We start from the raw sequence: 25,843 nt of genomic DNA, 5'->3' as shown, positions 1-25,843 counted from the left end.
TCAGCTCGTACGCGGACCGGGCAGCTGCCAGGTGGCCGAAATGGTCAGGCTCGCCTGGCCGTTGACGCCGACGATCCCGAGCTTGAGATCCTGCCCGATCTGCACCCCGAACTGCACCTGGATCTCGTCGGGCGGATTCGGCGCGGCGCTCACCGCCGTGTGCACCTCCTGCAGCAGCGGCCCCAGCGGCCGCAGGATGGCCTGCAACCCCTCTCCGGCCAGCGCCGCCGCGCCCCTCGGCGCCCGCGCCACCGGTGTCACACCCCCGATCCCCTCGGGCAGCCCACGCCCCTTACCGCCTTCGCCCGTGCCGTTCGCGGGCGCGGAGGCGGAGGAGGAGGCCACGGGGGCCAGCTCCAGACGTACGGGGGTGCCATCGGCAAGCGGGAACTCGGCGTAGTCCGTCACACACCCATGATTGCCGATTCACAAGCCGCTGGTCTCCCCGTTCGCCACAACATCCCTCGTGGGGCGGGTGGATCGGTCCAGCCAGGGGGCCGTGGGCGGGCGGCGGGACGCGGCCATCGTCCCGGCATGGCGGACCGGCACACGGGCCGAACCCCCCGCCTCGCCCAGCGGCTGCGCCCTTGCCCCGGGGCCGCGCCCTCGTCCCGGGCCCCTGCCCTTGCCCCGGGGCCGCGCCCTCGTCCCGGGCCCCTGCCCTTGCCCGGGCCTCGCCCTCGCGCCGGGCTCCCGCCCGCGCCCAGGGCCCCGCCCCTTGCGCCGCGACGTCGATGTCGGATTCCCGCGAGCCTGCCCCCGCCCCGCTGGCGGATGCTGGACCCATGCACACCGACACCGACCGGTGCCTCCGCGCCGCACAGGCGAAGGACGCCCGCTTCGACGGGTGGTTCTTCATCGCCGTCGTGACCACCGGGATCTACTGCCGGCCGAGCTGCCCGGTCGTCGGGCCCAAGCCCGAGAACATGCGGTTCTACCCCAGCGCCGCGGCCGCCCAGCAGGCCGGGTTCCGGGCCTGCAAGCGGTGCCGCCCGGACGCCAGCCCCGGCTCGCCGCAGTGGAACGAGCGGGCGGATCTGGTGGCCCGCGCCATGCGGCTGATCGCCGACGGCGTGGTGGACCGGGACGGGGTGCCCGGTCTCGCCGCCCGGCTGGGATACAGCACCCGGCAGATCGAGCGGCAGCTGCTCGCCGAGCTCGGCGCGGGCCCGCTCGCGCTCGCCAGGGCCCAGCGGGCGCAGACCGCGCGGCTGCTGATCGAGACGAGCGCCCTGCCGATGGCGGACATCGCCTTCGCGGCCGGGTTCGCCAGTGTCCGCGCGTTCAACGAGACCGTACGCGAGATCTTCGCGCTCTCCCCGACCGAGCTGCGGCAGCGGGCCGGCCGGGGGCCGCGGACCAGCGTGCCGGGCGTGCTCACGCTGCGGCTGCCGTTCCGGGCGCCGCTGTGCCCCGACAACCTCTTCGGCCACCTCGCCGCCACCGCCGTCCCCGGCGTCGAGGAGTGGCGCGACGGCGCGTACCGGCGCACCCTGCGGCTGCCGTACGGGCCCGGGGTGGTCACCCTCAGCCCCCGGCCGGACCACATCGCCTGCCAGCTCTCCCTCGCCGACCTGCGCGACCTGGCCGGTGCGATCAGCCGCTGCCGGCGGCTGCTGGACCTCGACGCGGACCCCGCCGCCGTGGACGACCTGCTCCGTACGGACCTCCAGCTGGCCCCGCTGGTCGACAAGGCCCCGGGGCGGCGGGTGCCGCGCGCGGTGGACGCGGACGAGTTCGCGGTGCGCGCGGTGCTCGGCCAGCAGGTGTCCACGGCGGCCGCCCGCACCCACGCCGGGCGCCTGGTCACGGCGCACGGCGAGCCCGTGGAGGACCCGGCGGGCGGCCTGACCCACCTCTTCCCGTCCGTCCAGGCCCTCGCCGGGCTCGACCCCGAGCAGCTGGCCATGCCCCGCACCCGCCGCGCCACCCTCACCGGGCTGATCGGCGCGCTCGCCGAGGGCCGGGTCGCGCTCGGCGTCGGCAGCGACTGGGACGAGGCCCGCGCGAGCCTCGGCGCGCTGCCGGGGCTCGGCCCCTGGACCGTCGAGGTGATCGCGATGCGCGCCCTCGGCGACCCGGACGCCTTCCTCCCCACCGACCTCGGAGTGCGCCGCGCCGCCACCGAACTGGGCCTGCCTGCCACGCCCGGCGCCCTCACCCGCCACTCGACCCACTGGCGCCCCTGGCGCGCCTACGCCGTCCAGTACCTATGGGCCACGGACGCGGCCCACGCCATCAACCGCCTACCAGCGGCATAACCGGGGGCACCTCCCAGCGGTAGCTGGGGGAGGAACGGGTGGGCACAAACGGCCACCGAGCCGCACTCGGCAACGAAACGGCGGCCCCGCACACCGCCAAGCCGCCCAACCCGCACCACACCACTCCGCATCACCCAGACCACCCCACCGAGGAACACCATGACCCGCACCCACACCACCATCGACAGCCCCTACGGCCCCCTGACCCTCGTGGCCACCGGCACCGACCTCTCCGGCCTCTACATGGTCGAGCAGCGCCACCGCCCACCCGAGGAAACCTTCGGCGGTCCCGGCGACCCAGCCGACACCCCCTTCGCCGAAACCATCCGCCAGCTCACGGCCTACTTCGCGGGCGAGCTGACCGACTTCGACCTGCCGCTGCACCTGGACGGCACGCCCTTCCAGCGCCGCGTCTGGGCCGAGCTGCGGGCCATTCCATACGGCGAGACCTGGTCGTACGGCCGACTGGCCGACCGCATCGGACAGCCGACCGCCTCCCGCGCGGTGGGCCTGGCCAACGGCAAGAACCCGGTCGGCATCATCGTCCCCTGCCACCGCGTCGTGGGCTCGTCCGGCAGCCTCACCGGCTACGGCGGCGGCCTGGACCGCAAGCGGCGGCTGCTGGAGTTCGAGGCCCGGCAGGAACTGCCCGGCCTCTTCTGACGCCGGGCGGGGGCGATTTCTGACGCGGGACGGTGGCGATTTCTGATGCGGGGCGGGGGCGATCAGCCCCCGTCACCCACCGCGATGCGATCCAGCAGCGCGGGCAGCGCCACACTGATGGGCTCACGAACAACCTCGTCCGCGAGCTCGTCGTACGGCGTCGGCTCCGCATTGACGATGATCAGCCGGGCCCCATGCTCGGCGGCCAGCCCGGCGAGCGAGGCCGCGGGCTGAACCTGGAGGCTGCTACCCACCGCGATGAAGATCTCGCACGCCTGCGCCACCGCGACCGCTTCCGTCAGCACCTCCGGATCGAGGCTCTCCCCGAACATCACCGTGGCCGACTTCAGGATCCCGCCGCACTCCCGGCACGCCGGGTCCGCCTCACCCGCCGCGACCCGATCCAGCGCCTCGTCCATCCCGGACCGCGCCTCGCAGTGGGTGCACCGCACGGCCCGCGCGGTGCCGTGCAATTCCAGCACCTTGCGCGCGGGCATACCGGCGATCTGGTGCAGCCCGTCCACGTTCTGGGTGATCACCCGCACCGGCACACCCGAGCGCTCCAGCCGGGCGACGGCCTCGTGCGCCCCGTTGGGCCGGGCGCGCAGCGCCTCGCTGTCGCGCCGCATCTCCCAGGAGCGGCGCCGGATCTCGGGGTCGGTCATGTAGTACTCGTACGTCACGAGCTTCTCGGCCTCGGGGTCCCGCCGCCACAACCCCTGCGGGCCGCGGTAGTCGGGGATCCCGGAGTCGGTGGAGATACCCGCCCCGCTCAGGATCGCCACCAGCGGCCGGTGCGTTGTCTCGCTGCTCATGCGGCGAGCGTACGCACGCGTTGCCGGCGGTGGCGAGTGCCGGCAACCGGACGGGTAGAGTCCGACCCGGCACCGGTCAGGACAGGTCAGGCACGGCAAACGGGGAGAGTACGGGGATGGGACGGTTTCTCTGGCTGAGCGGGCAAACCCTGAGCGGGAACGAGCAGCCGCCGCAGGACGTGAGCCTCACCTGGCAGATACGGACCTCCGACACCGCCCCCCAACTCGACCGCGCCTTTGGTCCCCTCGCCTTCCCCGAACGCCGCGACCCGCCCGGCGGCGATCTGAAGGCATACCGCGCGGCCCGCAAGGACGGCACCCGCGTGTTCACCCTCTGGGCCGACCCCTACCGCGGGCGGGTGTTCGCGCAGGTGGTCACCGCGTCGGCGGTCAAGGGCGGTCCGGCCACGTACGACGTACTGGGCGCCGCCGGTGAATCCCTCGCCCGTATCACCCGCGAACCGGCCATGAGGGGCGGCAGGATCCGCACCCGCTGGACCGTCCGGCAGAACGGCGCGCCGCCCGCCGTCGGACTGAAGGGGCGGGCCTTCTGGTGGTTCATATGGTGGCTGATCTCTCCCGTCCAGGTGGCCATCGCGATCGGCAGCATCATCGGTGGCGGCGACGTCGCCCGCACCCCGCGCCGTACGAAGTGGCGCGCCGACCGCCGGATCGTCCTCGACTTCCACAGCGGCCCCGGCGGCGCCTTCGAGCTCGAGGTCGCGGCGGACTGGTGGGACGACCGAGTGACCGCCTCCCTCGTCGCACTCCTCGAAAGCCACAGCGGCTGGCTGGGCAGCGAATGGGACACCGCCGACCGCTGACGTCCGCGTGCGCTCACCCTCGGTACGTCACCGACGCGTCGTGAGCGCCGACTTCAGGTAGTCCTCCACGCGCACAAGGGGTCGACCGAGAAGATCGGCAAGCGTGGGGTCAACGGGCGCGAAGTCGCCCTCGCGGCTGGCGGCGAAGAGGCCGACGAGCAGGTCGGCCGACGGCTCGGGCACGCCATGGGTGACCAACCGCGCCCGGTACTCGTCGTCGGAGACGACCACTCGGCGGATCGGGCGGCCCGTCAGCCGCGTGAGGATCTCCGCGATTCCGGCCATGTCGACCACCTCGGGACCGGTGAGCGCGGGGCTCAGGCCGTCCAGAACCTCGCCGGTGAGGGCGAGGACCGCCGCGTCGGCGAGGTCGGCGTGGGCGGTCCAGGCGACCGGCCCGTCCTCGGGTACGGCCAGGACGCCCGTCTCCAGTGCGCCCCTGACCAGCTCCACGGCCGATGAGATGTAGAAGCCGTTGCGCAGCGAGGTGAAGGGGGCACCGGACTGCCGCAGCGCCTCCTCGGTGGCGGCGTGGTCGGGCATCGGGACGAACCGGGAGGACGGGCTCGCGCCCATGTGGCTCGTGTAGAGGATCCGCTTGGCGCCTGCCGCCGTCGCGGCCGCGACGGCCGCGCGGTGGCCTCGGACGGCCGCCTCGCCCGTGGTGCCCGTCGAGACGATCAGGACCTTCGAGGCGCCCTCGAAGGCGTGGGGGAGGGTGTCCGGGTCGGCGAAGTCGCCCCGGCGGACGCGCACGCCCCGCGCGCCGAGGTCCCGCGCCGCCTCCACGTCGCGCACGCTGACGCCGATCTCCTCGGCGGGGACGGCTTCCAGCAGCCGTTCGGCGACCATCCGGCCGAGCTGGCCATTGGCTCCGGTAACGATGATCACGGCGATCTCCTCTGCCTGTTTCCAGCGCTAACGCCGTCAACGTATCACCGGTACGAAGGGTCGCTAACGGTATCCTGTTATCGTTGGAAGCATGGAGAGGGAGGACGTCATCGCGCCGGACGCGAACCACGAGGCAAACCGAGACCGCGATGGGAATCGCGACCGCATCGTCGCGGCCGCCGCCCGGCTGCTGTCCGACGGCGGGCCCGACGCGGTCTCGACCCGGGCGGTGAGCTCCGCGGCCGGAGTGCAGCCGCCGACCATCTACCGGCTCTTCGGCGACAAACAGGGCCTGCTCGACGCGGTCGTCGCGTACGGCTTCACGGAGTACGTGAACAGCAAGGCCGCCGAGGAACCCACCGATGACCCCGTCGGGGACCTGCGCGCCGGCTGGGATCAGCACATCGGACTCGGCCTGGCCAACCCGGCGCTGTACTCGCTGATGTACGGCGGGCACCGCCCCGGGGTGTCCTCACCGGCCGCCGTCACCGCCTTCGAGATGCTCGCCCGGCTCATCCGGCGCATCGCCGAGGCGGGGCGGCTCGCGATCCCCGAGGAGCGCGCCGCGGCGCTGGTCCACGCGGCGGGCTGCGGTACGACGTTCACGCTCATCGCCACGCCCGAGGACCGCCGCGATCCGGAGCTGTCCCGTACGGCCCGCGAGGCGGCCATCGCGGCGATCACCACGGACGCGCCCGCCGCCGCCGACTCCGGGCCCGTCGCGGCCGCCGTCACGCTGCGCGCCGCCCTGCCCCGGACGGACGCGCTGACCGCGCCCGAACGCGGCCTCCTGCGGGAGTGGCTGGACCGCATCGCCGATCCGGCCCGTACCGTCGTCGAGCGGACCGAAACCCCCTGACCCGAAAACCCCCGACCCGAAACCCCTACCCCGACACCGCCAGCCGGTGCGTACGCGCCGCGAGGTCGCTGATGCGGGCCCCGTCGAAGCCGAAGACGGCGCTGCGCACCCGGTCCTCCAGCGGCTCGGTCCACTGCGGCGGGATGGCCGCCGCGCCGCACAGCACCCCCGCGACCGATCCGGCCGTGGCGCCGTTGGAGTCGGTGTCCAGGCCGCCGCGTACCGTCAGGGCGATCGTCGTCGTGAAGTCGCCCGCGCCGTAGAGCAGTCCGGCCGTGAGGACGGCGGCGTTGGGGACCACATGGATCCAGGGCAGTCCGGCGGTCTCCAGCTCCAGCTGGGCGAGCGCGTCTGCCCACGCCACGCCCGCGTCGTGCAGGGACGCGATCCGGCGCACCGTACGGGCCAGGCGGCAGCGTGGCGGGATCCGGTCCAGGGCGCTGTCGACGGCGGCGCGCGGACCGTCCGCCGTGAACGCGGCCGCGATCAGCGCGGCCGCCCACATCGCCCCGTACACCCCGTTGCCCGTGTGGGAGAGGACGGCGTCGCGGCGGGCCATCGCGGCGGCGCGCCGCGGATCGCCGGGGTTGACCCAGCCGTGGACATCGGCGCGGATAAGGGCGCCGATCCACTCCTGGTAGGGGTTGTCGAGGGTCGCGGTGAGCGGCGGCTTCACCCCCGCCGTGAGATTGCGGTAGGCGGCCCGCTCGGCGGTGAAGGTCTGTAGATACGGCAGCCGCAGCAGCCACACCTCGCCGACCTGCTCGGTGCTGAAGCAGGGGCCGTGGGTCTCCAGCAGGTGCAGACCGAGGACGGAGTAGTCCACGTCGTCGTCGCGGCAACTGCCGTGGATCCGGCCGCGCACGCAACTCTGCCACTCGGGGCGCAGCTCGAACTCCACTGGATCGGGCGGCGGCTCCAGGGCGGGGAGGTAGTCGGTCAGCGGGAGGGCGTCGGCGCGGCGCAGATACCGGTCGATGCGGTCGCGAGTCCAATGGTCGCCGTTCTCGACGGGTTTGCCGAGCATGTTCCCGGCGATCCGGCCGAGCCAGCCACCGAGGATCCGGTCCGCGAGTGCGCTCCCGCTGAGGGCCATGGGTCAGGTGTACCGTTCCTATGGGAGTTGGCCAGTGTCGGTAATCTCGCCACAGACCAGGCTGTTTGGGGCCTGGTGACCTCGCGAACGGTCTTCGAGGTCGGGGAGCGGCACGAGTTGGTCACTTCGGCGCGGTCGGGTCTTGCTGCCCTGGTGGGGCGTGCCCGCTGTCCTGGGTGGGCTCGTGGTCCCGCGGGGCCTGGGCAGGGATGCGGTCTGGCCGGTAGCTCTCCGTTGCCCGATCCTCTGGTCGGGTGCGGTCACACCTGGCCGACGCCGGATCCTGTGTCCCAGGCCACGCCGTCCGATCGCCACAGCGGCACTGTGGTGCCGGGTGACGGTGGTCTTGGTCTGCTGCTGGAGCGGGCTCTTCCAGTACCTCTCGCCCCAGATCGAGGTGTATGCGGGGTCGACGGCGATGACGGCCAGGCCCTGGTGACAGGCCATGGAGCGCAGTCGTTCGCGGAAGCGTGCGGTGGGGATCTGGGCCACGGTGCGGCGGAAGGCCTTGCCCCGGCGGCCGCGTCCCATGGTCTCCCGGCCGGTGGTGCGGGCGTCGGAGAAGCCCAGGTTCTCGATCACGATGGCGGCGCAGTCGTGCTCGTGGGCGAGGGCGATGAGGCGGGTGATGGCCGCTCGCTGACGTCCGTCCCGTGTGGTGGTGGGGCCGGTCAGCTCCAGCGGGATCGTGTGGGGTTCGCTGATGGGGTTGCCGTGTGGGTCGAGGACGATGGTGGCGAGGTGGTCGGTGTTGAGGTCGACGGCGAGCAGCCTCGCGCCGGACGCCCGGATTTCTTCCGGGCTCGGGGGTGCGGTGGTGCTGGTGGACCAGGACGCGTCCAGGTACCAGCGGTCGCGGGCGGGGTCATAGACGATGTCGTAGCGCACGGCCCGGTGGGCGCTGACCCGGTCCAGCCACTCCGGGCGGCGGTGGTGGAAGGTGACCGTACAGGAGAGCCGGTAGCGGCCGCGTGGGGCGTTGGACAGATACCGCAAGGGCTCTGGCAGCACCAGCGTGAGCGAGCCGTCAGCGGGGTCGACGGTGATGCTGTAGTTGCCGTGCGGGGCCCCGGACTCGCCGTCGGCGGTCAGGAACATGCGGGCAGCATCCCACCGCTTCCGCCAGTCGGCCTCGGTCAGGCCGGTCTCCGCGAGGCGGTGACGGGCCCTGGCCTGCCGACGCCCGCCCACCGTGACCGACGGTCGCCCCTGGTCGATCTGCTGCTCCACCACCGCCAGCCGGGCTTGGAGCTTGCTCAGGTGCCGCTGCTTCTGCCAGCGCTCAGCCCGGTCGGCATACCCGCGCACCCGGCCCTGCCTGTGCCCGCACGCCACCGCCAGCCGCTGCTCGATCTTCCGGATGCGGCAGCGCAGACCGGCCCGTTCATCGATCAGGCAGCGCATCGACAGCTGGTACTGGTCTTCCGACACCCGGGTCATCGCGCCCGCCCACCGCGACGAGGACACCGCCGTCAGCTGCTTCTTCCGCCCCGCACGCCCCGCCCGCCCGGTCTGCCGCGCCGGAACGTTCCCCGTCCGGACGCGTGCGGCGAGATCGGCCCGCTGGTGGTGGCCCAGATGCTCGCCGACCAGCGTCAGGACCTTCACATCCCCCGCTGTCAGATCCTTCGGCCGGTCCCGGATTCGCGCCCCGCACGGAGCGGCCACCGTGAACGGGGCAGCGATCACACGCAGCTCACGCTCCCTCCCCCGCTTGCGCGCCACCAGCCACCCCCTTCGCCGCATCGAACGAATCCGCCACCACCGATCATGCATTCCCCATACCCCCAACACCCCAAGATGCGACCCCGTTCATCCCATCGAGCGACACCCTGGCCAACCGCGACCAACAACCGAATCAGCAGTTGGCAACCCGTCTGAGGTGGGTGTACCGGCGGGTCCGTGCCGGATAAGGTCACTGCGGCGCGACCGCCTGTGCGAATGCGAGGGGTTACCAAGGTGAAGGACGCTGCGAGGGCAGAGGGCGGGACAGGTACCAGGACATGGGCGCAGGGGCAGGCGACACCCTCGAAGCGCGTGCTGATCGCCGCTGACAAGTTCAAGGGCTCGCTCACGGCGGTGGAGGTCGCCGAGCGCGTCACGGCGGGCCTGCGGCGCGGCGCGCCCCGGGACGGCGAGGGCCTGCGGATCGCGGCGCTGCCAGTCGCCGACGGCGGGGACGGCACGGTGGACGCGGCGGTCGCGGCCGGTTTCGAACGGCGCGAGGCGCGGGTCACCGGGCCGCTGGGCGCACCGGTGACGGCGGCGTACGCGCTGCGCGGGACCACGGCCGTGGTGGAGATGGCCGAGGCGTCCGGGCTGCGCCATCTGCCGAAGGGGGTCTTCGCGCCGCTCACCGCGACCACGTACGGCAGCGGGGAACTGCTGCGCGCCGCGCTGGACGCGGGCGCCCGCACGATCGTCTTCGGCGTGGGCGGCAGCGCCACGACGGACGGCGGCGCGGGGATGCTCAGCGCGCTCGGCGCGCGCTTCCTGCGGGAGGACGGCACCCCCGTCGCACCGGGCGGGGGCCCGCTGCGCGACCTCGCGACGGCGGATCTGTCCGGCCTCGACCCGCGCCTCGCCGAAACCGAAACCGTCCTGGCCAGCGACGTCGACAACCCGCTGACCGGGCCGAAGGGCGCGGCGGCGGTCTACGGCCCGCAGAAGGGCGCGGGCGAGGACGATGTGGCGGCCCTGGACGCCGCCCTCGCCCACTACGTACGCGTCCTGGAACGCGCGGTCGGGGCGTCGGCCACCGAGTACGCCCTCGCGCCCGGCGCGGGCGCGGCGGGCGGCATCGGCTTCGGCGCCCTCGTCGGCCTGCGCGCGACCTTCCGCCCCGGCATCGAGGTGATGCTCGACGTCCTCGGCTTCCCCGCCGCGCTGGAGGGCACGGACCTGGTGATCACGGGGGAGGGCTCGCTGGACGAGCAGACCCTCCACGGCAAGGCCCCGGCGGGCGTCGCGGCGGCGGCCCGCGCGCGGGGCATCGAGGTGGTCGCGGTCTGCGGCCGCCTGTCCCTGCCCCCCGTGGCCCTGGGCAACGCGGGCATCCGCCGCGCCTACGCCCTCACCGACCTGGAGCCGGACCCGGCCCGCTGCATCGCCGAAGCGGGCCCCCTCCTGGAACGCACCGCAGAACGCCTGGCGGCGGACTTTCTCCCCTAACCCACCGGCTCGCCACCATGGTCTGAACCCGGTGGCGGACCCTCGGCCCCCACCGGGGCCGCGCCCCGGACCCGTGCGGGGTTGCGCCCCGCGCCCGACGGGGCTGGCGGGGGCTGTGCCCCTGCTCTGGTTCGGTGGGCTGGGCTCTGCTGTTGGGTCGCTGGTCGGGGGTCTTGTTCCCCACCCCGCCCCTTCCCGAACCCGGGGGCAGGCCCCCCGGCCCCCGCAGGGCTGTGCCCCGGATCCCGTGGGGCTGTGCCCCGGCCCGCAGGGCTGTGCCCGGCCCCCGTGGGGCTGTGCCCCGGCCCCCGCGCAGGGCTGTGCCCCGGCCCGCAGGGCTGTGCCCCGGATCCCGTGGGGCTGTGCCCCGGCCCCCGCGCAGGGCTGTGCCCCGGCCCGCAGGGCTGTGCCCCGGATCCCGTGGGGCTGTGCCCGGCCCCCGTGGGGCTGTGCCCCGGCCCCCGCGCAGGGCTGTGTCCCGGCCCCCGTGGGGCTGTGCCCCGGCCCCCGCGCAGGGCTGTGTCCCGGCCCCGTGGGGCTGTGCCCCGGCCCCCGCGCAGGGCTGCGTCCCGGCCCCGTGGGGCTGTGTCCCGGATCCTGCGGGGCTGTGCTCCGATACCCGCGGGCCTGCGTCGCCGGACCCCGCCGGGGCTCCGTCCCAGCCCCCAGCGGGGCTGTGCCCCGGCTCTCGCTCCGTGGGTCGGGGGCCGCGGCTGAGGCCCCTGGTCCTGGGCCTGGGCCTGGGGGCTCCGGGCCCAGGACCAGGCCCGCAGGGGCTTGGGGGCACCGGTCCTGGCCCTCGCCCCGCAGGGTCTCGGGCATCGCGGCGAGTGTCGGGGGCGCAGCCCTGGCGGGGGGCGTAGCGCTGCGGGGTTTGGGGCGGAGCCCCGGTGGTGGGGGGCCGGGGGCTTGCCACCGGATTCGGGAAGGGGCGGGGTGGGGAACAAGCCCCCGGCAGCGCCACCCGGGCCGGTCGGAGGCCTCCCGGGGCCGCCGCGGCCCCGGGAACGCCAATGGGGTGGGCCCGAGCGCAACGCTCGGGCCCACCCCATCCGGCAGGTGCGGCCGAAGGCCGCTACGGCAGTTGGGCTGCCCTTGCTTCGCGGCGGTTGTCGCGGAACGCGTTCACCCGGCGGGCCGTGGCGAAGAGGGGGATCACCGCGCCCATGACGACCTGTAGGGCGCAGGCCGACTGGAGGAGGAGCTCACCGCCGGGGGCCTCGAAGGCCCAGGCGGCCAGCAGGGCCATACTGGTGACGATCCAGCCGAGCATGGCCACGGCGAGGCGGCCGCGCGGCTTGGGGTACTCCACCCGGCTCACCATCAGCCACGCGACGCCCACGATCGCGAGCAGCGTCGGCACGAACGGCAGTCCCAGCAGGACCACCGAGACGACCGTCAGGGCGCCGAAGGGGCTCGGCATGCCCTGGAAGACGCCGTCACGCAACGTGACGCAGGAGAATCTGGCAAGCCGCAGCACCACCGCCAGCAGCACCACGATCGCGCCCACCACCGAGACCCGCTGATACGCGTCGTCGGACACCATCCCCCAGACGAGGACGAAGTACGCGGGGGCCAGCCCGAAGCTGATCAGGTCGGAGAGGTTGTCCAGCTCCGCGCCCATCGCCGAGCTGCGCAGCTTCCGCGCGACGAGCCCGTCGAAGAGGTCGAAGACGGAGGCGAGCAGCATCAGCATCACCGCGGAGGCGGCGCTGTGCCGGGTCATCCCGCCGTCCTCGCTGCCCGTGAGGTGCGGGATGAGGACGCCGGTGGTGGTGAAGTAGACCGCCAGGAAGCCACATGTGGCGTTGCCCAGGGTCAGCGTGTCGGCTATCGACAGTCGTGTCGACAGCGGCATGTCGTCCGTCTCGTCGACGCAGGTCGCGTCCACCTCGGCCTCGGGGACCCAGGCGGCCTGCGTATCGGGATCAATCACGGTCAAGGCGAGTCACCCCCGCGGTGGTGGCCTGGCCGACCTCGACCGCGACGTCGACGCCTTCGGGGAGGTATACGTCGACCCGCGAGCCGAAGCGGATGAGACCGATCCGCTCACCCTGTTCGACCTTCGTGCCCTGTGGCACATAAGGCACGATACGCCGGGCGACGGCGCCGGCGATCTGGACCATCTCGATGTCGCCCAGCTCGGTGTCGAAGTGCCAGACGACCCGCTCGTTGTTCTCGCTCTCCTTGTTGAACGCGGGAACGAAGCCACCGGGGATGTGCTCCACGGAGGTCACCGTACCGGCCAGCGGAGCGCGGTTGACGTGGACGTTGAGCGGGCTCATGAAGATGGCGACGCGGGTGCGCCCGTCCTTCCACGGCATGATGCTCTGCACCACGCCGTCGGCCGGGGAGATCACACGGCCCTGCGTGATCTCTCTCTCGGGGTCGCGGAAGAACCACAGCATGCCCGCCGCGAGCGCGGTGGCGGGCACGGCGACCGCCGTCCAGCGTCCGGAGCGGCGGGACCGAGCAAGACTGACCGCCGCGGTGGCGACGGTCGGGAGGAGCCACGGCGACGCTCCGCGCGCGAGGCGGACGCGGCCGCGTTGTGCAGAGGATTGGCTGTGGGGCATGGATGACCTTCGTAGCGGAGGATGCCGCGACGCAAGACTGGGGACGGCGGCTTTACGGGATGGTATCGGTTGCGAGCGGTAACTGGGCAAGCGCCAGGGCCCGTCGGTGGCTTGTCAGTGACCGAAGACCCTTGGCGCGGTGTGACCTTCTTCTCTCGGATACCACCCCAAAAGGGACGTTCAGTCTTGGGTTCGGTATTCCTCCAGAAGCCTCCGTCCAATAATCATTTTCTGAATCTCGGCGGTCCCTTCGCCGATGAGAAGCATCGGTGCCTCTCGGTAGAGCCGCTCGATCTCGTATTCCTTGGAGAAGCCGTACCCGCCGTGGATGCGGAAGGCGTCCTCCACGACCTCTTTGCAGTACTCGGACGCCAGGTACTTCGCCATTCCCGCCTCGAGGTCGTTGCGCGCGCCCGAATCCTTCTTGCGGGCCGCATTGACCATCATCGCATGCGCCGCCTCGACCTTTGTTCCCATTTCGGCCAGTTTGAACTGGATGGCCTGGTGCTGGGCGATCGGCTTACCGAAGGTATGCCGCTGCTGTGCGTATGCAACGCCCAGCTCGAAAGCGCGCCGCGCCACACCACAGCCGCGGGCGGCGACATTCACCCGGCCGACCTCGACTCCGTCCATCATTTGGTAAAAACCTCGGTTCGGCGCCCCGCCGAGCACCCGATCGGCCGGAATGCGCAGTCCGTCCATGATGAGCTCGGTGGTGTCGACCCCCTTGTAGCCCATCTTCTCGATCTTGCCGGGGATGGTCAGACCGGGCCGGACCTCCCCGAAGCCGGGCTCCTTCTCGACCAGGAAGGTGGTCATCGCCTTGTGCGGCGCGACCCCCTCCTGGGTTTCGCCGGTCCGGCACAGGACCGCCACCAGGGTGGAGCTGCCGCCGTTGGTCAGCCACATCTTCTGCCCGTTCAGGACGTACTCGTCACCGTCCCGCACCGCCTTGCTGCTGATGGCCGACACGTCCGAGCCCAGCCCCGGCTCGGACATCGAGAAGGCGCCCCGGATCTCGCCGAGCGCCATCTTGGGAAGGAAATACTCCTTCTGCTCCTCGGTGCCGTGCTGCTTGAGCATGTACGCCACGATGAAGTGGGTGTTGATGATGCCCGAGACGCTCATCCAGCCGCGGGCGATCTCCTCCACGCACAGCGCGTAGGTGAGCAGTGACTCGCCCAGGCCGCCGTATTCCTCCGGGATCATCAGCCCGAAGACGCCGAGCTCCTTCAGGCCCTCGACGATCGCCGTCGGATATTCATCACGATGTTCCAGCTCGGTCGCGACCGGCAGGATCTCCTTGTCGACAAAATCCCTGACCGTGGAGAGGATCTCCCGCTGGATGTCGGTCAGGCCCTCCGTCTGCGCGAGGCGGCTCATATCACTGCCCTCCCAGCTCCGGGCGGCCCGGCTGCTCGCCGCCCCGCTCCTTGATGTATGCGGCGGTCGGCACCATCACCTTGCGCCGGAAGACACAGACCAGAGTGGAGTCCTGCTTGTAGCCCTTGGTCTCCACATACACGATGCCCCGGTCGGTTTTGGACTTCGACGGCGTCTTGTCCAGGACCGTGGTCTCGCCGTAGATGGTGTCGCCGTGGAAGGTGGGCGCCACATGCCGCAGTGACTCGACCTCCAGATTGGCGATGGCCTTTCCGGAGACATCGGGGACGGACATGCCCAGCAGCAGTGAGTAGATGTAGTTACCGACCACCACGTTCTTGCCGAAATCGGTCGTCTTCTCGGCGTAGTTGCTGTCCATGTGCAGCGGGTGGTGGTTCATGGTGAGCAGACAGAAGAGGTGGTCGTCGTACTCGGTGACCGTCTTCCCCGGCCAGTGCCGGTAGACGTCACCCACCGTGAACTCCTCGTAGGTACGGCCGAACTGCATGGCTCACGCCTCCGGGGGCTGGAAGGTGGACGTACGGCTCATTCCGGCGGCGCGGCCCTTGCCCGCGACGACCAGGGCCATCTTGCGGCTGGCCTCGTCGATCATCTCGTCGCCGAGCATCGCCGAGCCCTTCATACCGCCCTCCGCCGAGGTGCAGTAGTCATAGGCGTCGAGGATCAGCTCGGCGTGGTCGTAGTCCTCCTGCGCCGGCGAGAAGACCTCATTGGCCGCCTCCACCTGGCCGGGGTGCAGCACCCACTTGCCGTCGTAGCCGAGGGCGGCCGCGCGCCCGGCCACCTCGCGGAAGCCGTCCACGTTCCGGATCTGCAGGTACGGGCCGTCGATCGCCTGGAGGTCATGCATGCGGGCCGCCATCAGGATCCGCATCAGGATGTAGTGATAGGCGTCCGCCGGATAGCCGGGCGGCTGCTCGCCCACGACCAGCGACTTCATGTTGATGGACGCCATGAAGTCGGCCGGGCCGAAGACGATGGTCTCCAGACGCGGCGAGGCTCCGGCGATCTCGTCGACGTTGACCAGGCCCTTGGCGTTCTCGATCTGCGCCTCGATGCCGATCCGCCCGATCTCGAAGCCCATCGTCTTCTCGATCTGGGTGAGCAGCAGGTCCAGCGCGATGATCGCTTCAGCGTCCTGCACCTTGGGCAGCATGATGCAGTCCAGGTTCGGGCCCGCGCCCTCCACCACCGTGATGACGTCCCGGTACGTCCAGTGGGTGGTCCAGTCGTTCACCCGCACCACCCGGGTCTTACCGGTCCAGTCGCCCTCGTTCAGCGCCTTGACGATGGTGTGCCGGGCGTCCTCCTTGGCCAGCGGGGCGCAGGCGTCCTCCAGGTCCAGGAAGACCTGGTCGGCCGGGAGCCCCTGGGCCTTCTCCAGGAAGCGCGGATTGGAGCCGGGGACGGCGAGGCACGAGCGGCGCGGACGAAGGCGGCTGGCGCCGGCGGCATCGGCGGGGGCGGTCATACGAGAACCTCCAGAGGGGGAAGCGTGTTCGCGGCGCGGATCTCATCGACGATACGGCCGATGATCTCCGTGATACCGAAGTCCTTGGGGGTGAAAACGGCGGCGACACCCGCAGCGCGCAGGGCGGCCGCGTCCGAGGACGGGATGATCCCGCCGACGATGACGGGAATGTCCTGGGCGCCCGCGGTGCGCATCCGCTCCAGGACGTCCGGCACCAGCTCGGCGTGCGACCCGGACAGGATGGACAGCCCGACGCAGTGCACGTCCTCGGCCACGGCCGCCGAGACGATCTGCTCCGGGGTGAGCCGGATCCCCTGGTAGACCACCTCGAAACCGGCGTCCCTGGCCCGTACCGCGATCTGCTCGGCGCCGTTGCTGTGCCCGTCCAGCCCGGGCTTGCCGACCAGCAGCCGCAGCCTTCCGCCGCCGAGGTCGGCCGCGGTCTTCCCGACCTTCTCGCGGACCGAGGCCAGCAGGGAGCCCGCCTCCGGGGCGACGGCCAGGGGCGCGCCGCCCACCCCGGTGGGGGCGCGGTACTCGCCGAAGACATCGCGCAGCGCCCAGGCCCACTCCCCGGTGGTCACGCCCGCGCGGGCACAGCGCAGGGTGGCCTCCATCAGGTTGTCGGTCCCCACGGCGGCCTTACGGAGGGCACCGAGGGCATCCTGGGCGGGTACCTCGTCGCGCTGCTCGCGCCAGGTGTGCAGGGCCGAGACCACCCGTGCCTCGTTCTCCGGGTCCACCGTCATGATCGCGGTGTCGAGGTCGGCGGTGAGCGGATTGGGCTCGGTGGACTCGTAGCAGTTGACGCCGACGATCTTCTCCTCGCCGGCCTCGATCCGCGCCCGGCGCTCGGAGTGGGAGGCCACCAGCCGCGCCTTGAGATAGCCGGACTCGACGGCGGCCATCGCGCCGCCCATCTCCTGGATCCGCTCGATCTCGGCCTCGGCCTCCTCCACCAGCGCGGCGACCTTGGACTCGATCACGTGGGAGCCCTCGAAGACGTCGTCGTACTCCAGCAGATCGCTCTCATGGGCGAGGACCTGCTGGATGCGCAGCGACCACTGCTGGTCCCAGGGGCGGGGCAGGCCCAGCGCCTCGTTCCAGGCCGGGAGCTGGACGGCGCGGGCGCGGGCGTCCTTGGAGAGGGTGACCGCCAGCATCTCCAGGACGATGCGCTGGATGTTGTTCTCCGGCTGGGCCTCGGTCAGGCCGAGCGAGTTCACCTGGACGCCGTAGCGGAACCGGCGGTGCTTGGGGTTCTCGATGCCGTACCGCTCGCGGGTGATCCGGTCCCAGATGCGGCCGAAGGCGCGCATCTTGCACATCTCCTCGATGAAGCGGACGCCCGCGTTCACGAAGAAGGAGATCCGGGCCACCACGTCGCCCTTACGGTCCTCGGGAACCTGCCCGGAGGCGAACACCGCGTCCAGTACGGCGACCGCCGTGGACATCGCGAAGGCGATCTCCTGCACCGGAGTGGCCCCGGCCTCCTGGAGGTGGTAGCTGCAGATGTTGATCGGGTTCCACTTGGGGATGTGGTTGACCGTGTACGCGATCATGTCGGTGGTCAGCCGCAGGCTCGGGCCCGGCGGGAAGACATGCGTCCCCCGCGACAGGTACTCCTTGACGATGTCGTTCTGCGTCGTCCCCTGGAGCTTGCCGATATCGGCGCCGTGCTCCTCCGCGACGACCTGGTACAGCGCCAGCAGCCACATCGCCGTCGCGTTGATCGTCATGGAGGTGTTCATCCGCTCCAGGGGGATCTCCTGGAACAGCCGCCGCATGTCACCCAGGTGCGAGACCGGGACCCCGACCCGGCCCACCTCGCCACGGGCGAGGATGTGGTCCGGGTCGTAGCCGGTCTGGGTGGGCAGGTCGAAGGCGACCGAGAGCCCGGTCTGGCCCTTGGCCAGGTTGCGCCGGTACAGCTCGTTGGACGCCTCGGCGGTGGAGTGCCCGGCGTAGGTGCGCATCAGCCAGGGGCGGTCCTTGGGGCGGGGTGTGCCACTCATCAGACGCCCCGGTCGTCGCGGAACAGATTGATGGCGTCGATGTGCCGCTCGCGCATCGCCTGGTCGCGCACGCCCATGCCCTCCTCGGGGGCCAGGCACAACACTCCGACCTTGCCCTGGTGGAGGTTGTGGTGGACGTCGTACGTGGCCTGGCCGGTGTCCTCCAGCCGGTACGTCTTGGACAGCGTCGGGTGGATCTTGCCCTTGGCGATCAGGCGGTTGGCCTCCCACGCCTCGCGGTAGTTGGCGAAGTGCGAGCCGAGGATCCGCTTCAGCGACATCCACAGGTAGCGGTTGTCGTACTCGTGGGTGTAGCCGGAGGTCGAGGCGCAGGTGACGATCGTGCCGCCCTTACGGGTGACATAGACGGACGCGCCGAAGGTCTCCCGGCCCGGGTGCTCGAAGACGATGTCCACGTCCTCGCCGCCGGTCAGTTCGCGGATCTTCTTGCCGAACCGCTTCCACTCGCGCGGGTCCTGGGTGCCGTCGTCCTTCCAGAACTTGTAGTCCTCGGCGGTGCGGTCGATGATCGCCTCGGCGCCCATCCGCCGGCAGATCTCGGCCTTCTGCGGCGAGGAGACCACGCAGACCGGGTTGGCCCCGCCGGCCAGCGCGAACTGGGTGGCGTAGGAGCCGAGCCCGCCGCTCGCGCCCCAGATCAGGACGTTGTCGCCCTGCTTCATCCCGGCGCCGTTGCGGGAGACCAGCTGCCGGTACGCGGTGGAGTTGACCAGGCCCGGGGCGGCCGCCTCCTCCCAGCTCAGATGGGTTGGCTTGGGCATCAGCTGGTTGGACTTGACCAGCGCGATCTCGGCGAGCCCGCCGAAGTTGGTCTCGAAGCCCCAGATGCGCTGCTCGGGGTCGAGCATGGTGTCGTTGTGGCCGTCGGCGCTCTCCAGCTCGACCGACAGACAGTGCGCGACGACCTCGGCGCCCGGCTTCCAGGAGTTCACGCCGGGGCCGGTGCGCAGCACGACGCCCGCGAGGTCGGAGCCGATGATGTGGTACGGCAGGTCGTGCCGCTTGGCCAGGGGGGAGAGCTTGCCGTACCGCTCCAGGAAGCCGAAGGTCGGCAGCGGCTCGAAGATCGAGGTCCACACGGAGTTGTAGTTGACCGAGCTGGCCATCACGGCGACGAGCGCCTCTCCGGGGCCCAGCTCGGGCACCGGCACCTCGTCCACGTGCAATGACTTGCGGGGGTCCTTCTCCCGGGTGGTGAGGCCCGCGAACATCTCGGCCTCGTCCTTGCGCACGGTCACCGCGCGGTACGACTCGGGGACGCGCAGTGCCGCGAACTCCTCGGGTGCTGTGTCCGACGCCAGGATCGCGTCAAGTATCTCGTTCATCGGTGCCTCCGGCGAAGCGTCCATGGGGGGACGCCTGAGGGAACGCTGGGCTCGTGACGGGTGTTGTTGATGCGGTGCCGTCGGTTCGGCGGAGGTGGTGCTCGATGTGGCGCGGGTGGCGCCGGGTGCCTGGTGACGCAGGCGTTGTCCGGGCGCGCAAGGCGGTTTGCGGGGACAGCCGACGCACGATGGTTGGCAGTGCGCCGGCCGCCCGGACATCATCACCGTATGGCACTCTGTGCCACCTCGCAAGACACTGGGTGCCAACAATTTCCCTCAGTTGTCATCTCCAGTGCACACATGAGCAACAACGGCCGCCCCAAGCGGGGCGGCCGTCGCGGTGTGGATCCCGTGCTGCGGGACTCGTCAGTCGTCCTTCTCCAGCGAGAGGGCGAAGATGTGCGCCCGTGCGGTGCCCGAGGGGGCGCCCAGGGTGATCGCCGACAGCTCCTTGCCCGGGTCCAGCTCCACCACCTGGTGGAAGATCGCGGCCTTGGTGCCCAACGGGCCGGTGCGGGTGTGGATCTGACTCGTCCGCACCGCCTCCGTCTCCCCGTACGCCGGACCCGACATCCAGGCCGTCAGCTGGATGGTCAGCTTGCCCGTGGAGCCGTCGGCGTACGCGGCTTCGGCGGGGACGGACACGTTCCCGGTGTCGCCCGCGCCCAGCACATGCAGCTTTGTATAGCCGCCCGCCGCGACCGTGACCTTCTGACCTGCGGCGATGACATTGTTGTTGGAGCCCTCGCTGCCGTTGGCGAACGCGAAGGTGACCCCGTCGTCCTCGGTCTGCCCGGTCTGCGGCAGCTGCGCCATCGGATAGGTGCGGCCCGTACCGTCGAAGTCGCCGTCCCCGTAGTACATCTCGGTGGTGATGGCGTCGTTGTCGAAGTGCCCGGTCAGATCGACCTGGGTGATCGCGCCCGCCTCCGGCAGCTCCGGCAGGCCCCAGGGCTCGGCCGGTGTCGTGACCTTCACCGGGGCGATCAGGAAGTCCGGCCGGGCGCCGGCCGGGTGGATCACGGCCTCGTCCTCCCGGCCCAGCTCCAGCTCGACCTCACCGTTCCCCAGGTCACGCCACTTCGGCGCGGGGCCGCCCACTCCGGCGACCGCGACCCGGCCGCCGATCGAGTGGCGGACGCGGCAGGGCTCCCCGGCCAGGCTGCGCACCCGCACCCAGCGCGTCGTCCCGCCCGTACGCACCCCGCTGACCAGGAACGCGCCCTGGGTACGGAAGTCGTGCAGCGTGACGTCCTGCCACTCGCCCGGCACCCCGGGGAAGAAGCGGATGGTCCCGCCCCAGCTCTGGCAGAGCATGTCGTGGATCGCCTGTGCGCCCGACAGCGGGGTCTCGATCACCGGACCCGCCTCGTAGTAGTGGGTATTGGGCTGGATGAACCGCGCCACCAGCTCCCGCAGATACTTCAGCGCGTCATCGCCGCGCCCCATCTGCGTGGAGATCGAGGCCGCGCCCGAGAAGCTGTAGCCGCGCAGCGCGCCCTCGAAGCTGATCCAGTGCTCCAGCGAGCGGGCGATCAGGTCCCGGTGCTCCTTCTGGTCCCAGTTGACCAGGTAGAGCGGGTAGACCGAGAGCATATGGGAGTAGTGGCGGTGGGACTTGGCGAAGGGGACGCCGGTGCCGACCATGAAGCCGTTCTCGTCCACCGGATAGTCGACCAGCTTCTCCAGCACCTCGCGCCACTTGGGCACCAGCGGATCGTCCTTGTCCAGCAGCTCGACCGTGGTCAGCAGGGTCTGGCAGGACCAGCGCAGCAGCGCCAGGTCGTAGTTGCAGTCCGGGGCCGCGCCGTATTCGGGGGAGAAGGTCTTCGGCAGATGCAGCCTGCCGTCCGGCTGCTGGGTGAGGAAGTGGAGGTAGTAGTTGGTGGAGCGGCGCAGCAGCGGATAGAGCACATCCTCCAGCAGGCCCCGGTCCATGGTGTGCCGGTAGCTCAGCCAGACGTTGTGCAGCGCCCAGGGCAGATTGCCCACCTCGGGGGAGTCCCCGACACCCGGCACCGGCACCGTGCCGTTGTCCTCGCACTGCGCGTCCGTGGAGCGGCGCAGCCCTGCCGAGTCGGCACGGTACTCGGGCTTGAGGCCGCCGATGAGCACATCGGTGTTCTCGGCGAGGGTGCGCGGAATCGCGTCCAGCTCAAGGTGGTTGGAGCCGTGCACCGGCCAGTACTCCAGCTGGACGTTGAGGTTCCACCACACCCCGGGCCACGGGGTCGGCTCCACCCACGGGCCGGTGGTGGCCATGACGGGGGCGTGCTCACGGGCGGCGCAGGCCAGCTTGTAGAGCTGGATCCAGTAGAAGCTCTGGAGCATCCCGTCGGGCACCGAGATGAAGCTCTTGCGGTAGAAGCGGTGCCACCACTCGTAGTGGGTGCGCCGCAGGCTGGAGACCGGCAGCGCGGACGCCTTGCGCACGGTGGTCCGCGCCCGGCCCTCCGCGTCCGTACCCGGAAAGGAGTGCGCCACGGCCAGGTAGTACGTGCGCTCCCGGCCGCTGCCGCGCTGCTTGTACGCGCTCACCGTCTGCCCGCCCGCCACCAGCGACTGGACGGTGACGCCCAGCCCGTCCTCGGTGCGGCTGACCGGGGCCGGGTTGGGCTCGAAGCCCTTCGGCGGATCCTCGCGGACGATGCGCGGGCTGACCGCCGGTGAGGGCTTGAACTCCCAGCGGAACCCCTCCTCGCCGGCGCTCGCCTCGACGGTGGCCAGCAGCATGGTGCGGTCGTTGTGCACCAGCGCACGGAGCTTCAGCTTCCCCTTGTCCGTGGTGACCGTGCCGCGCAGCTCGGCGTTCCACAGATCCAGCCGCAGGTCGACCCCGGTGATGGCGCCGACCGGGCGCAGCAGCAGATTGCCCACCGGGAGCCGTGCCACGCCCCAGTCGCTGCCGCCCTCGGTGGGCCGGTGGTCCTGCACCTCGCTGTGGTGGACCGTGAAGCGCAGCGCGTTCTCCCCGGGCTCCTGGTAGATCATCGAGCCGAGCAGGCCATTGCCGAGGAACGGCCCCTCGTACCACGTTCTCGGCAAGCGCTTCCAGAGCAGATCCTGACCGCTGAGAAAGCGTTCCCACTCCTGGTCGGTGCGCATGCCCCGCAGGGTCACCGAATGCTGTGGCTGTGCGGCCGCCTCCTGCTCGGGGAGGGCCGCACCGACGGCCGTGCTCGCGGCCGCGCCCGCCGCCACCCGGCCCAGGAATCCACGTCTGCTGACTGGCATCCCGATCTTCTCCCGTCCCCGAAGCGATCAGATTGCTCCGATGATTTGGCTAGACGGGAGCGTAGAAACGGGCTGATGATGCGTCAAGGCACCCGATTGCTCTGATGTATCGAGCGCCGTGTCGAGGATGCGGTGAACGAGGAGGAACGATGCGAACGGCACGATCAAAGGTCACCAGAGCCGTGGCCGCCCTCGCCTGCGCGGCCGCCGTGCTGGTGCCGCTCCGGGCGGCGGCGGCATCGGACGGTCGTGCGCAGGACTGGCGGCTGACCGGAAAGGGGCAGGTCAGCGGCGAGCTCAAGCTGAACAACGAGGGCGCGCTGACACTGGCCGCGCGCCATGGCTCCACCACCGTGCTGCGGCCGTCGAGCCTGGGCATCCGCACCGCCGAGACCGATTTCAGCAAGGGCTTGCGGTTCGCGGGGCGCAGCGACCGCAAGGTCCACGAGACCTACCCGACCACCACCGGTCGCCGCACCCACCACACCTCCGACGCCGCCGAGTCCACCTTCACCTTCCGCAAGGACGGGCGGACGCTGAAGGTCGTCATCCGGGTCTCCGCCGACGGGCTGGCCTACCGCTATGTGCTGCCGGACAAGGGGACGGTCACCGTGCTCGGCGAGAGCACCGAGTACGCCGTCCCGCCGTCCGCCGACTCCTTCCTCCTGCCGTACGACAACGGCCGCCAGGACTACGAGTCCGCCCATGACCACGGCACGGTGGCCGACGCCGAGGCGGGCGACTACGGCTATCCGTCGCTCTTCCACATCGGCTCCAGCTGGATGCTGATCGAGGAGGCGGACCTCAACAGCTCCTACGGCGGCTCCCGGCTCACCCTCGACTCAGCCACCGACCGCTTCAAGCTCACCCTCCCCGACCCCGCCGAGGTCAGCGGCCCCGGGCTGACCACCCCCTGGCGGACCATGGTCATCGGAGACCTCGCCACCGTCACCGAGAGCGATCTGCCGACCGATCTGGCCGCCCCCTCCAAGGTCGCCGACACCTCATGGATCAAACCGGGCAAGGCGGCCTGGTCCTGGTGGTCGGACGGGCAGAGCCCGACCAGCCTGGACGCCCAGAAGAAGTTCGTGGACTTCGCGGCGCGCGAGGGCTGGGAGTACATCCTGGTGGACTCCGGCTGGAGCGACTCCTGGGTGCCCGAGCTGACCGCGTACGCCAAGGAGAAGGGCGTCGGCGTCTGGCTGTGGGCCCGCTGGCAGACCATCGACGCGCAGAGCGAGCGGGACCGGCTGTTCCCGCTGTGGAAGTCCTGGGGAGTCGCCGGGCTGAAGATCGACTTCCTGGAGTCGGACGGCCAGGACCGGATGCGCTGGTACGACGCGGTCTTCAAGGACAGCGCCCGGCACAAGCTGATGCTGAACTTCCACGGCGCCACGATCCCGCGCGGCCAGGAGCGGACCTGGCCGCAGCTGATGAGCACCGAGGCGGTCAAGGGTGCCGAGGGCACCCGCCCCAAGCCGGGCCGCCAGCCCTTCCCGGCGGCGCACTACACGACCCTGCCCTTCACCCGGAACCTCATCGGGCCCATGGACTTCACGCCGGTGACCTTCACCGGCGTCCGGCCCACGAGTGACGCGGCCGAACTCGCGCTCTCCGTCGTCTACGAGTCCGGGGTGCAGCACTTCGCCGACAGCGTCGAGTCCTACGAGAGCAGGCCGCTGGAGCTGAAGTTCCTGAACCAGGTGCCCACGGTGTGGGACGAGACAAAGCTGGTCGACGGCGACCCCGGCGACCGCGCCGTCCTGGCCCGCCGCTCCGGCGACACCTGGTACCTGGGCGCGATCACCTCGGGCGCAGCGCGCACGCTGGACGAACCGCTGAGCTTCCTCGGCAAGGGCGGCTGGCGGATCGAGGTGTGGAAGGACGGCCCGGACGGAAAGGTCGTCACCGAGACCCAGGAGGTCACGGCGGCCTCACGGCTCAAGGTGGACGTCCCGAAGAACGGCGGCTACGCGGCAAAGCTGACGAAGACCGGCTAAGGCGCCCGCGCCGTGCCGCCCCCCGGGGGGGCCCGGCGCGGCCAGGGCGGGGCCCGCCTGTGGGGGGCGGACCCCGCCCCCCTCGGGACCTACCTGCCGGGAGGCCAGATCCCGCCTCCCCTGCCGACCGCGACGGCGCACGGGGCCTGCCTGCGGGGGCGGATGCCGCCCCTCGTCTCCGCCGCGACGGCGGGATGCCCGATGGCGCAGTCCGGCGGTGCCGAACCATCCGCATGGGCGGGCAGCCCCAGCCCGGGACGGGGTTCACCAAGCCCGGGGGCGAGACCAAAACCGGCGGACCCGGCAAACCGCAGCGCTACCGCTGCAGCGCTTCCTTGATCGTTCGCATGACCTCCGTCAGCGGCGCGTCCGTCCGCGCCACCATCACCATCACCTCGTCCTCCTCCTTCGCCGAGACCGCCGCCGCGGGGCGCCCGCCGGCCACGGCGGGGCGCCCCCCGATACCGCTCCCGAACGTTTCGCGGACGATCGCGAACGCGTGGTCCAGCTGGGACTCCACATCGCCTTGGCCGCCCGCCCGCAGCCAGCGCCGCAGCACATGGTTGTGGGCCGTGACCACGGCCGACGCGGCGACCTCGGCCAGCAGCGGATCGTCGTCGCCGTCGTGGTGGGCGCCCTCGTCGAAGTGGCCCAGCAGATAGCGGGTGAACAGCCGCTCGTAGCGGGCCACCGAGGCGATCTCCCGCTCCCGCAGCGCCGGTACCTCACGGGTCAGCCGGTAGCGCTCCACGGAGACGCCCGGTGAGGCCGCGTACATCCGCATGACCTCTTTGATCCCGCGGCACACGGTGTCCAGGGGGTTCTCATGCGGAGGCGCCGCGTCCAGCACCGCCGCCGCCCGCACCAGCGTGTCGTCGTGGTCCGGGAAGATCGCCTCTTCCTTGGAGCGGAAGTGCCGGAAGAAGGTGCGCCGGGCCACCCCCGCCCTGGCCGCGATCTCGTCGACGGTCGTCGCCTCGTACCCCTGCGTCGCGAACAACTCCATCGCCGCGGCCGCGAGTTTGCGGCGCATGGACAGACGCTGAGCCGCGGCGCGGCGGCTTCCCGCGCTCTCACCGCCACCGGATGAGGGGGTTCGCTTCGTACGCTCCGTACGCGTGGCCTTCACGGGCTGGGACATGTGGGGAACGTAACACGCTTGTGAGTGCCGGTGCGGGGGCAGACCGACTGATGGCTCCAGCAGCCCGCCCCACCGG

20 protein-coding genes are annotated in these 25,843 nt (G+C 71.4%); 6 read left to right on the top strand and 14 right to left on the bottom strand.

Features of this window, described 5'->3' with window-relative positions:
* On the bottom strand, positions 1-408 hold the full coding sequence (locus LIV37_RS13460) for a CU044_2847 family protein (protein WP_020867669.1): 408 nt from the start codon (positions 406-408) through the stop codon (positions 1-3).
* Positions 409-785: 377 nt separating this feature from the next.
* Here LIV37_RS13460 and LIV37_RS13455 point away from each other — a divergent pair, with 377 nt between their 5' ends.
* Together LIV37_RS13455 and LIV37_RS13450 are read left to right on the top strand one after the other, a co-directional pair.
* The gene (locus LIV37_RS13455) at positions 786-2,261 is read left to right on the top strand and encodes a DNA-3-methyladenine glycosylase 2 family protein (protein ID WP_020867668.1); all 1,476 of its coding nucleotides are present in this window, start codon (positions 786-788) and stop codon (positions 2,259-2,261) included.
* A 159-nt stretch (positions 2,262-2,420) separates the two neighbouring features.
* Complete coding sequence (locus LIV37_RS13450) at positions 2,421-2,924, top strand: methylated-DNA--[protein]-cysteine S-methyltransferase (RefSeq protein WP_020867667.1); 504 nt, start codon at positions 2,421-2,423, stop codon at positions 2,922-2,924.
* A gap of 62 nt (positions 2,925-2,986) precedes the next feature.
* On the opposite strand, the gene LIV37_RS13445 is transcribed toward LIV37_RS13450, so the two are convergent.
* The gene (locus tag LIV37_RS13445) at positions 2,987-3,739 is read right to left on the bottom strand and encodes an SIR2 family NAD-dependent protein deacylase (RefSeq protein ID WP_121825512.1); all 753 of its coding nucleotides are present in this window, start codon (positions 3,737-3,739) and stop codon (positions 2,987-2,989) included.
* A gap of 116 nt (positions 3,740-3,855) precedes the next feature.
* On the opposite strand from LIV37_RS13445, the gene LIV37_RS13440 reads away from it, so the two are divergent.
* Positions 3,856-4,563 (top strand): hypothetical protein, encoded by a 708-nt coding sequence (locus LIV37_RS13440; RefSeq protein ID WP_020867665.1) that lies wholly within the window; start codon positions 3,856-3,858, stop codon positions 4,561-4,563.
* A 27-nt stretch (positions 4,564-4,590) separates the two neighbouring features.
* Here LIV37_RS13440 and LIV37_RS13435 read toward each other — a convergent pair whose 3' ends face one another.
* Positions 4,591-5,454 carry an NAD(P)H-binding protein gene (locus LIV37_RS13435; RefSeq protein ID WP_020867664.1) on the bottom strand — a complete coding sequence of 288 codons (864 nt, stop codon included), beginning with the start codon at positions 5,452-5,454 and terminating at the stop codon, positions 4,591-4,593.
* 91 nt (positions 5,455-5,545) lie between these two features.
* Here LIV37_RS13435 and LIV37_RS13430 point away from each other — a divergent pair, with 91 nt between their 5' ends.
* On the top strand, positions 5,546-6,313 hold the full coding sequence (locus LIV37_RS13430; RefSeq protein ID WP_020867663.1) for a TetR/AcrR family transcriptional regulator: 768 nt from the start codon (positions 5,546-5,548) through the stop codon (positions 6,311-6,313).
* A gap of 25 nt (positions 6,314-6,338) precedes the next feature.
* Here LIV37_RS13430 and LIV37_RS13425 read toward each other — a convergent pair whose 3' ends face one another.
* Together LIV37_RS13425 and LIV37_RS13420 are read right to left on the bottom strand one after the other, a co-directional pair.
* Complete coding sequence (locus LIV37_RS13425) at positions 6,339-7,409, bottom strand: ADP-ribosylglycohydrolase family protein (RefSeq protein ID WP_020867662.1); 1,071 nt, start codon at positions 7,407-7,409, stop codon at positions 6,339-6,341.
* Between the two features lie 18 nt (positions 7,410-7,427).
* Positions 7,428-9,098 carry a hypothetical protein gene (locus LIV37_RS13420; protein WP_243146345.1) on the bottom strand — a complete coding sequence of 557 codons (1,671 nt, stop codon included), beginning with the start codon at positions 9,096-9,098 and terminating at the stop codon, positions 7,428-7,430.
* 348 nt (positions 9,099-9,446) lie between these two features.
* Between LIV37_RS13420 and LIV37_RS13415 the strand changes: the two genes are divergently transcribed.
* Positions 9,447-10,580: a glycerate kinase gene (locus tag LIV37_RS13415; protein WP_020867660.1), complete on the top strand. Its 1,134-nt coding sequence runs from the start codon at positions 9,447-9,449 to the stop codon at positions 10,578-10,580.
* 1,075 nt (positions 10,581-11,655) lie between these two features.
* On the opposite strand, the gene pssA is transcribed toward LIV37_RS13415, so the two are convergent.
* From pssA to LIV37_RS13375, 8 genes are all read right to left on the bottom strand, one after another.
* Positions 11,656-12,522 carry a CDP-diacylglycerol--serine O-phosphatidyltransferase gene (gene pssA, locus LIV37_RS13410; protein ID WP_185057963.1) on the bottom strand — a complete coding sequence of 289 codons (867 nt, stop codon included), beginning with the start codon at positions 12,520-12,522 and terminating at the stop codon, positions 11,656-11,658.
* A complete protein-coding gene (locus LIV37_RS13405) occupies positions 12,509-13,156 on the bottom strand; it encodes a phosphatidylserine decarboxylase (RefSeq protein WP_044569051.1) in 648 nt (215 codons plus the stop codon). The genes pssA and LIV37_RS13405 overlap by 14 nt, the downstream gene beginning before the upstream one ends.
* Before the next feature lie 180 nt (positions 13,157-13,336).
* Positions 13,337-14,539, bottom strand: a complete 1,203-nt coding sequence (locus LIV37_RS13400) for an acyl-CoA dehydrogenase family protein (protein WP_020867657.1) — start codon at positions 14,537-14,539, stop codon at positions 13,337-13,339.
* 1 nt (position 14,540) lies between these two features.
* Positions 14,541-15,047 (bottom strand): MaoC family dehydratase, encoded by a 507-nt coding sequence (locus tag LIV37_RS13395; RefSeq protein WP_020867656.1) that lies wholly within the window; start codon positions 15,045-15,047, stop codon positions 14,541-14,543.
* Positions 15,048-15,050: 3 nt separating this feature from the next.
* The gene (locus tag LIV37_RS13390; protein WP_020867655.1) at positions 15,051-16,031 is read right to left on the bottom strand and encodes an HpcH/HpaI aldolase/citrate lyase family protein; all 981 of its coding nucleotides are present in this window, start codon (positions 16,029-16,031) and stop codon (positions 15,051-15,053) included.
* The gene (locus LIV37_RS13385) at positions 16,028-18,046 is read right to left on the bottom strand and encodes a protein meaA (protein ID WP_121825514.1); all 2,019 of its coding nucleotides are present in this window, start codon (positions 18,044-18,046) and stop codon (positions 16,028-16,030) included. Before LIV37_RS13385 ends, LIV37_RS13390 begins: the two co-directional genes overlap by 4 nt.
* The gene (ccrA, locus tag LIV37_RS13380; RefSeq protein WP_020867653.1) at positions 18,046-19,392 is read right to left on the bottom strand and encodes a crotonyl-CoA carboxylase/reductase; all 1,347 of its coding nucleotides are present in this window, start codon (positions 19,390-19,392) and stop codon (positions 18,046-18,048) included. The genes LIV37_RS13385 and ccrA overlap by 1 nt, the downstream gene beginning before the upstream one ends.
* A gap of 366 nt (positions 19,393-19,758) precedes the next feature.
* Complete coding sequence (locus LIV37_RS13375; protein WP_121825515.1) at positions 19,759-22,626, bottom strand: glycosyl hydrolase family 95 catalytic domain-containing protein; 2,868 nt, start codon at positions 22,624-22,626, stop codon at positions 19,759-19,761.
* A 149-nt stretch (positions 22,627-22,775) separates the two neighbouring features.
* On the opposite strand from LIV37_RS13375, the gene LIV37_RS13370 reads away from it, so the two are divergent.
* Positions 22,776-24,626 carry a glycoside hydrolase family 97 protein gene (locus LIV37_RS13370; protein ID WP_121825516.1) on the top strand — a complete coding sequence of 617 codons (1,851 nt, stop codon included), beginning with the start codon at positions 22,776-22,778 and terminating at the stop codon, positions 24,624-24,626.
* 316 nt (positions 24,627-24,942) lie between these two features.
* Here the strand turns inward: LIV37_RS13370 and LIV37_RS13365 are convergent, their stop codons facing one another.
* Positions 24,943-25,767, bottom strand: a complete 825-nt coding sequence (locus LIV37_RS13365) for a TetR family transcriptional regulator (protein WP_121825517.1) — start codon at positions 25,765-25,767, stop codon at positions 24,943-24,945.
* Positions 25,768-25,843: the final 76 nt, after the last annotated feature.

Origin of the sequence: Streptomyces rapamycinicus NRRL 5491 (assembly GCF_024298965.1) — a bacterium.
GTDB lineage: Bacteria > Actinomycetota > Actinomycetes > Streptomycetales > Streptomycetaceae > Streptomyces > Streptomyces rapamycinicus.
Note: the sequence above shows the minus strand (reverse complement) of the source record. Positions and strands in the feature narration are given on the sequence as shown.

Excerpts from the sequence above, each read along its gene's own strand:
- LIV37_RS13430 (WP_020867663.1), top strand. The coding sequence starts at position 5,546 with ATGGAGAGGGAGGACGTCATCGCGCCGGACGCGAACCACGAGGCAAAC.
- LIV37_RS13370 (WP_121825516.1), top strand. The coding sequence starts at position 22,776 with ATGCGAACGGCACGATCAAAGGTCACCAGAGCCGTGGCCGCCCTCGCC.
- LIV37_RS13405 (WP_044569051.1), bottom strand. The coding sequence starts at position 13,156 with ATGCCCCACAGCCAATCCTCTGCACAACGCGGCCGCGTCCGCCTCGCG.
- LIV37_RS13375 (WP_121825515.1), bottom strand. The coding sequence starts at position 22,626 with ATGCCAGTCAGCAGACGTGGATTCCTGGGCCGGGTGGCGGCGGGCGCG.
- LIV37_RS13445 (WP_121825512.1), bottom strand. The coding sequence starts at position 3,739 with ATGAGCAGCGAGACAACGCACCGGCCGCTGGTGGCGATCCTGAGCGGG.
- LIV37_RS13385 (WP_121825514.1), bottom strand. The coding sequence starts at position 18,046 with ATGAGTGGCACACCCCGCCCCAAGGACCGCCCCTGGCTGATGCGCACC.
- LIV37_RS13425 (WP_020867662.1), bottom strand. The coding sequence starts at position 7,409 with ATGGCCCTCAGCGGGAGCGCACTCGCGGACCGGATCCTCGGTGGCTGG.
- LIV37_RS13450 (WP_020867667.1), top strand. The coding sequence starts at position 2,421 with ATGACCCGCACCCACACCACCATCGACAGCCCCTACGGCCCCCTGACC.
- LIV37_RS13395 (WP_020867656.1), bottom strand. The coding sequence starts at position 15,047 with ATGCAGTTCGGCCGTACCTACGAGGAGTTCACGGTGGGTGACGTCTAC.
- LIV37_RS13455 (WP_020867668.1), top strand. The coding sequence starts at position 786 with ATGCACACCGACACCGACCGGTGCCTCCGCGCCGCACAGGCGAAGGAC.
- ccrA (WP_020867653.1), bottom strand. The coding sequence starts at position 19,392 with ATGAACGAGATACTTGACGCGATCCTGGCGTCGGACACAGCACCCGAG.
- LIV37_RS13390 (WP_020867655.1), bottom strand. The coding sequence starts at position 16,031 with ATGACCGCCCCCGCCGATGCCGCCGGCGCCAGCCGCCTTCGTCCGCGC.
- LIV37_RS13440 (WP_020867665.1), top strand. The coding sequence starts at position 3,856 with ATGGGACGGTTTCTCTGGCTGAGCGGGCAAACCCTGAGCGGGAACGAG.
- LIV37_RS13400 (WP_020867657.1), bottom strand. The coding sequence starts at position 14,539 with ATGAGCCGCCTCGCGCAGACGGAGGGCCTGACCGACATCCAGCGGGAG.
- LIV37_RS13365 (WP_121825517.1), bottom strand. The coding sequence starts at position 25,767 with ATGTCCCAGCCCGTGAAGGCCACGCGTACGGAGCGTACGAAGCGAACC.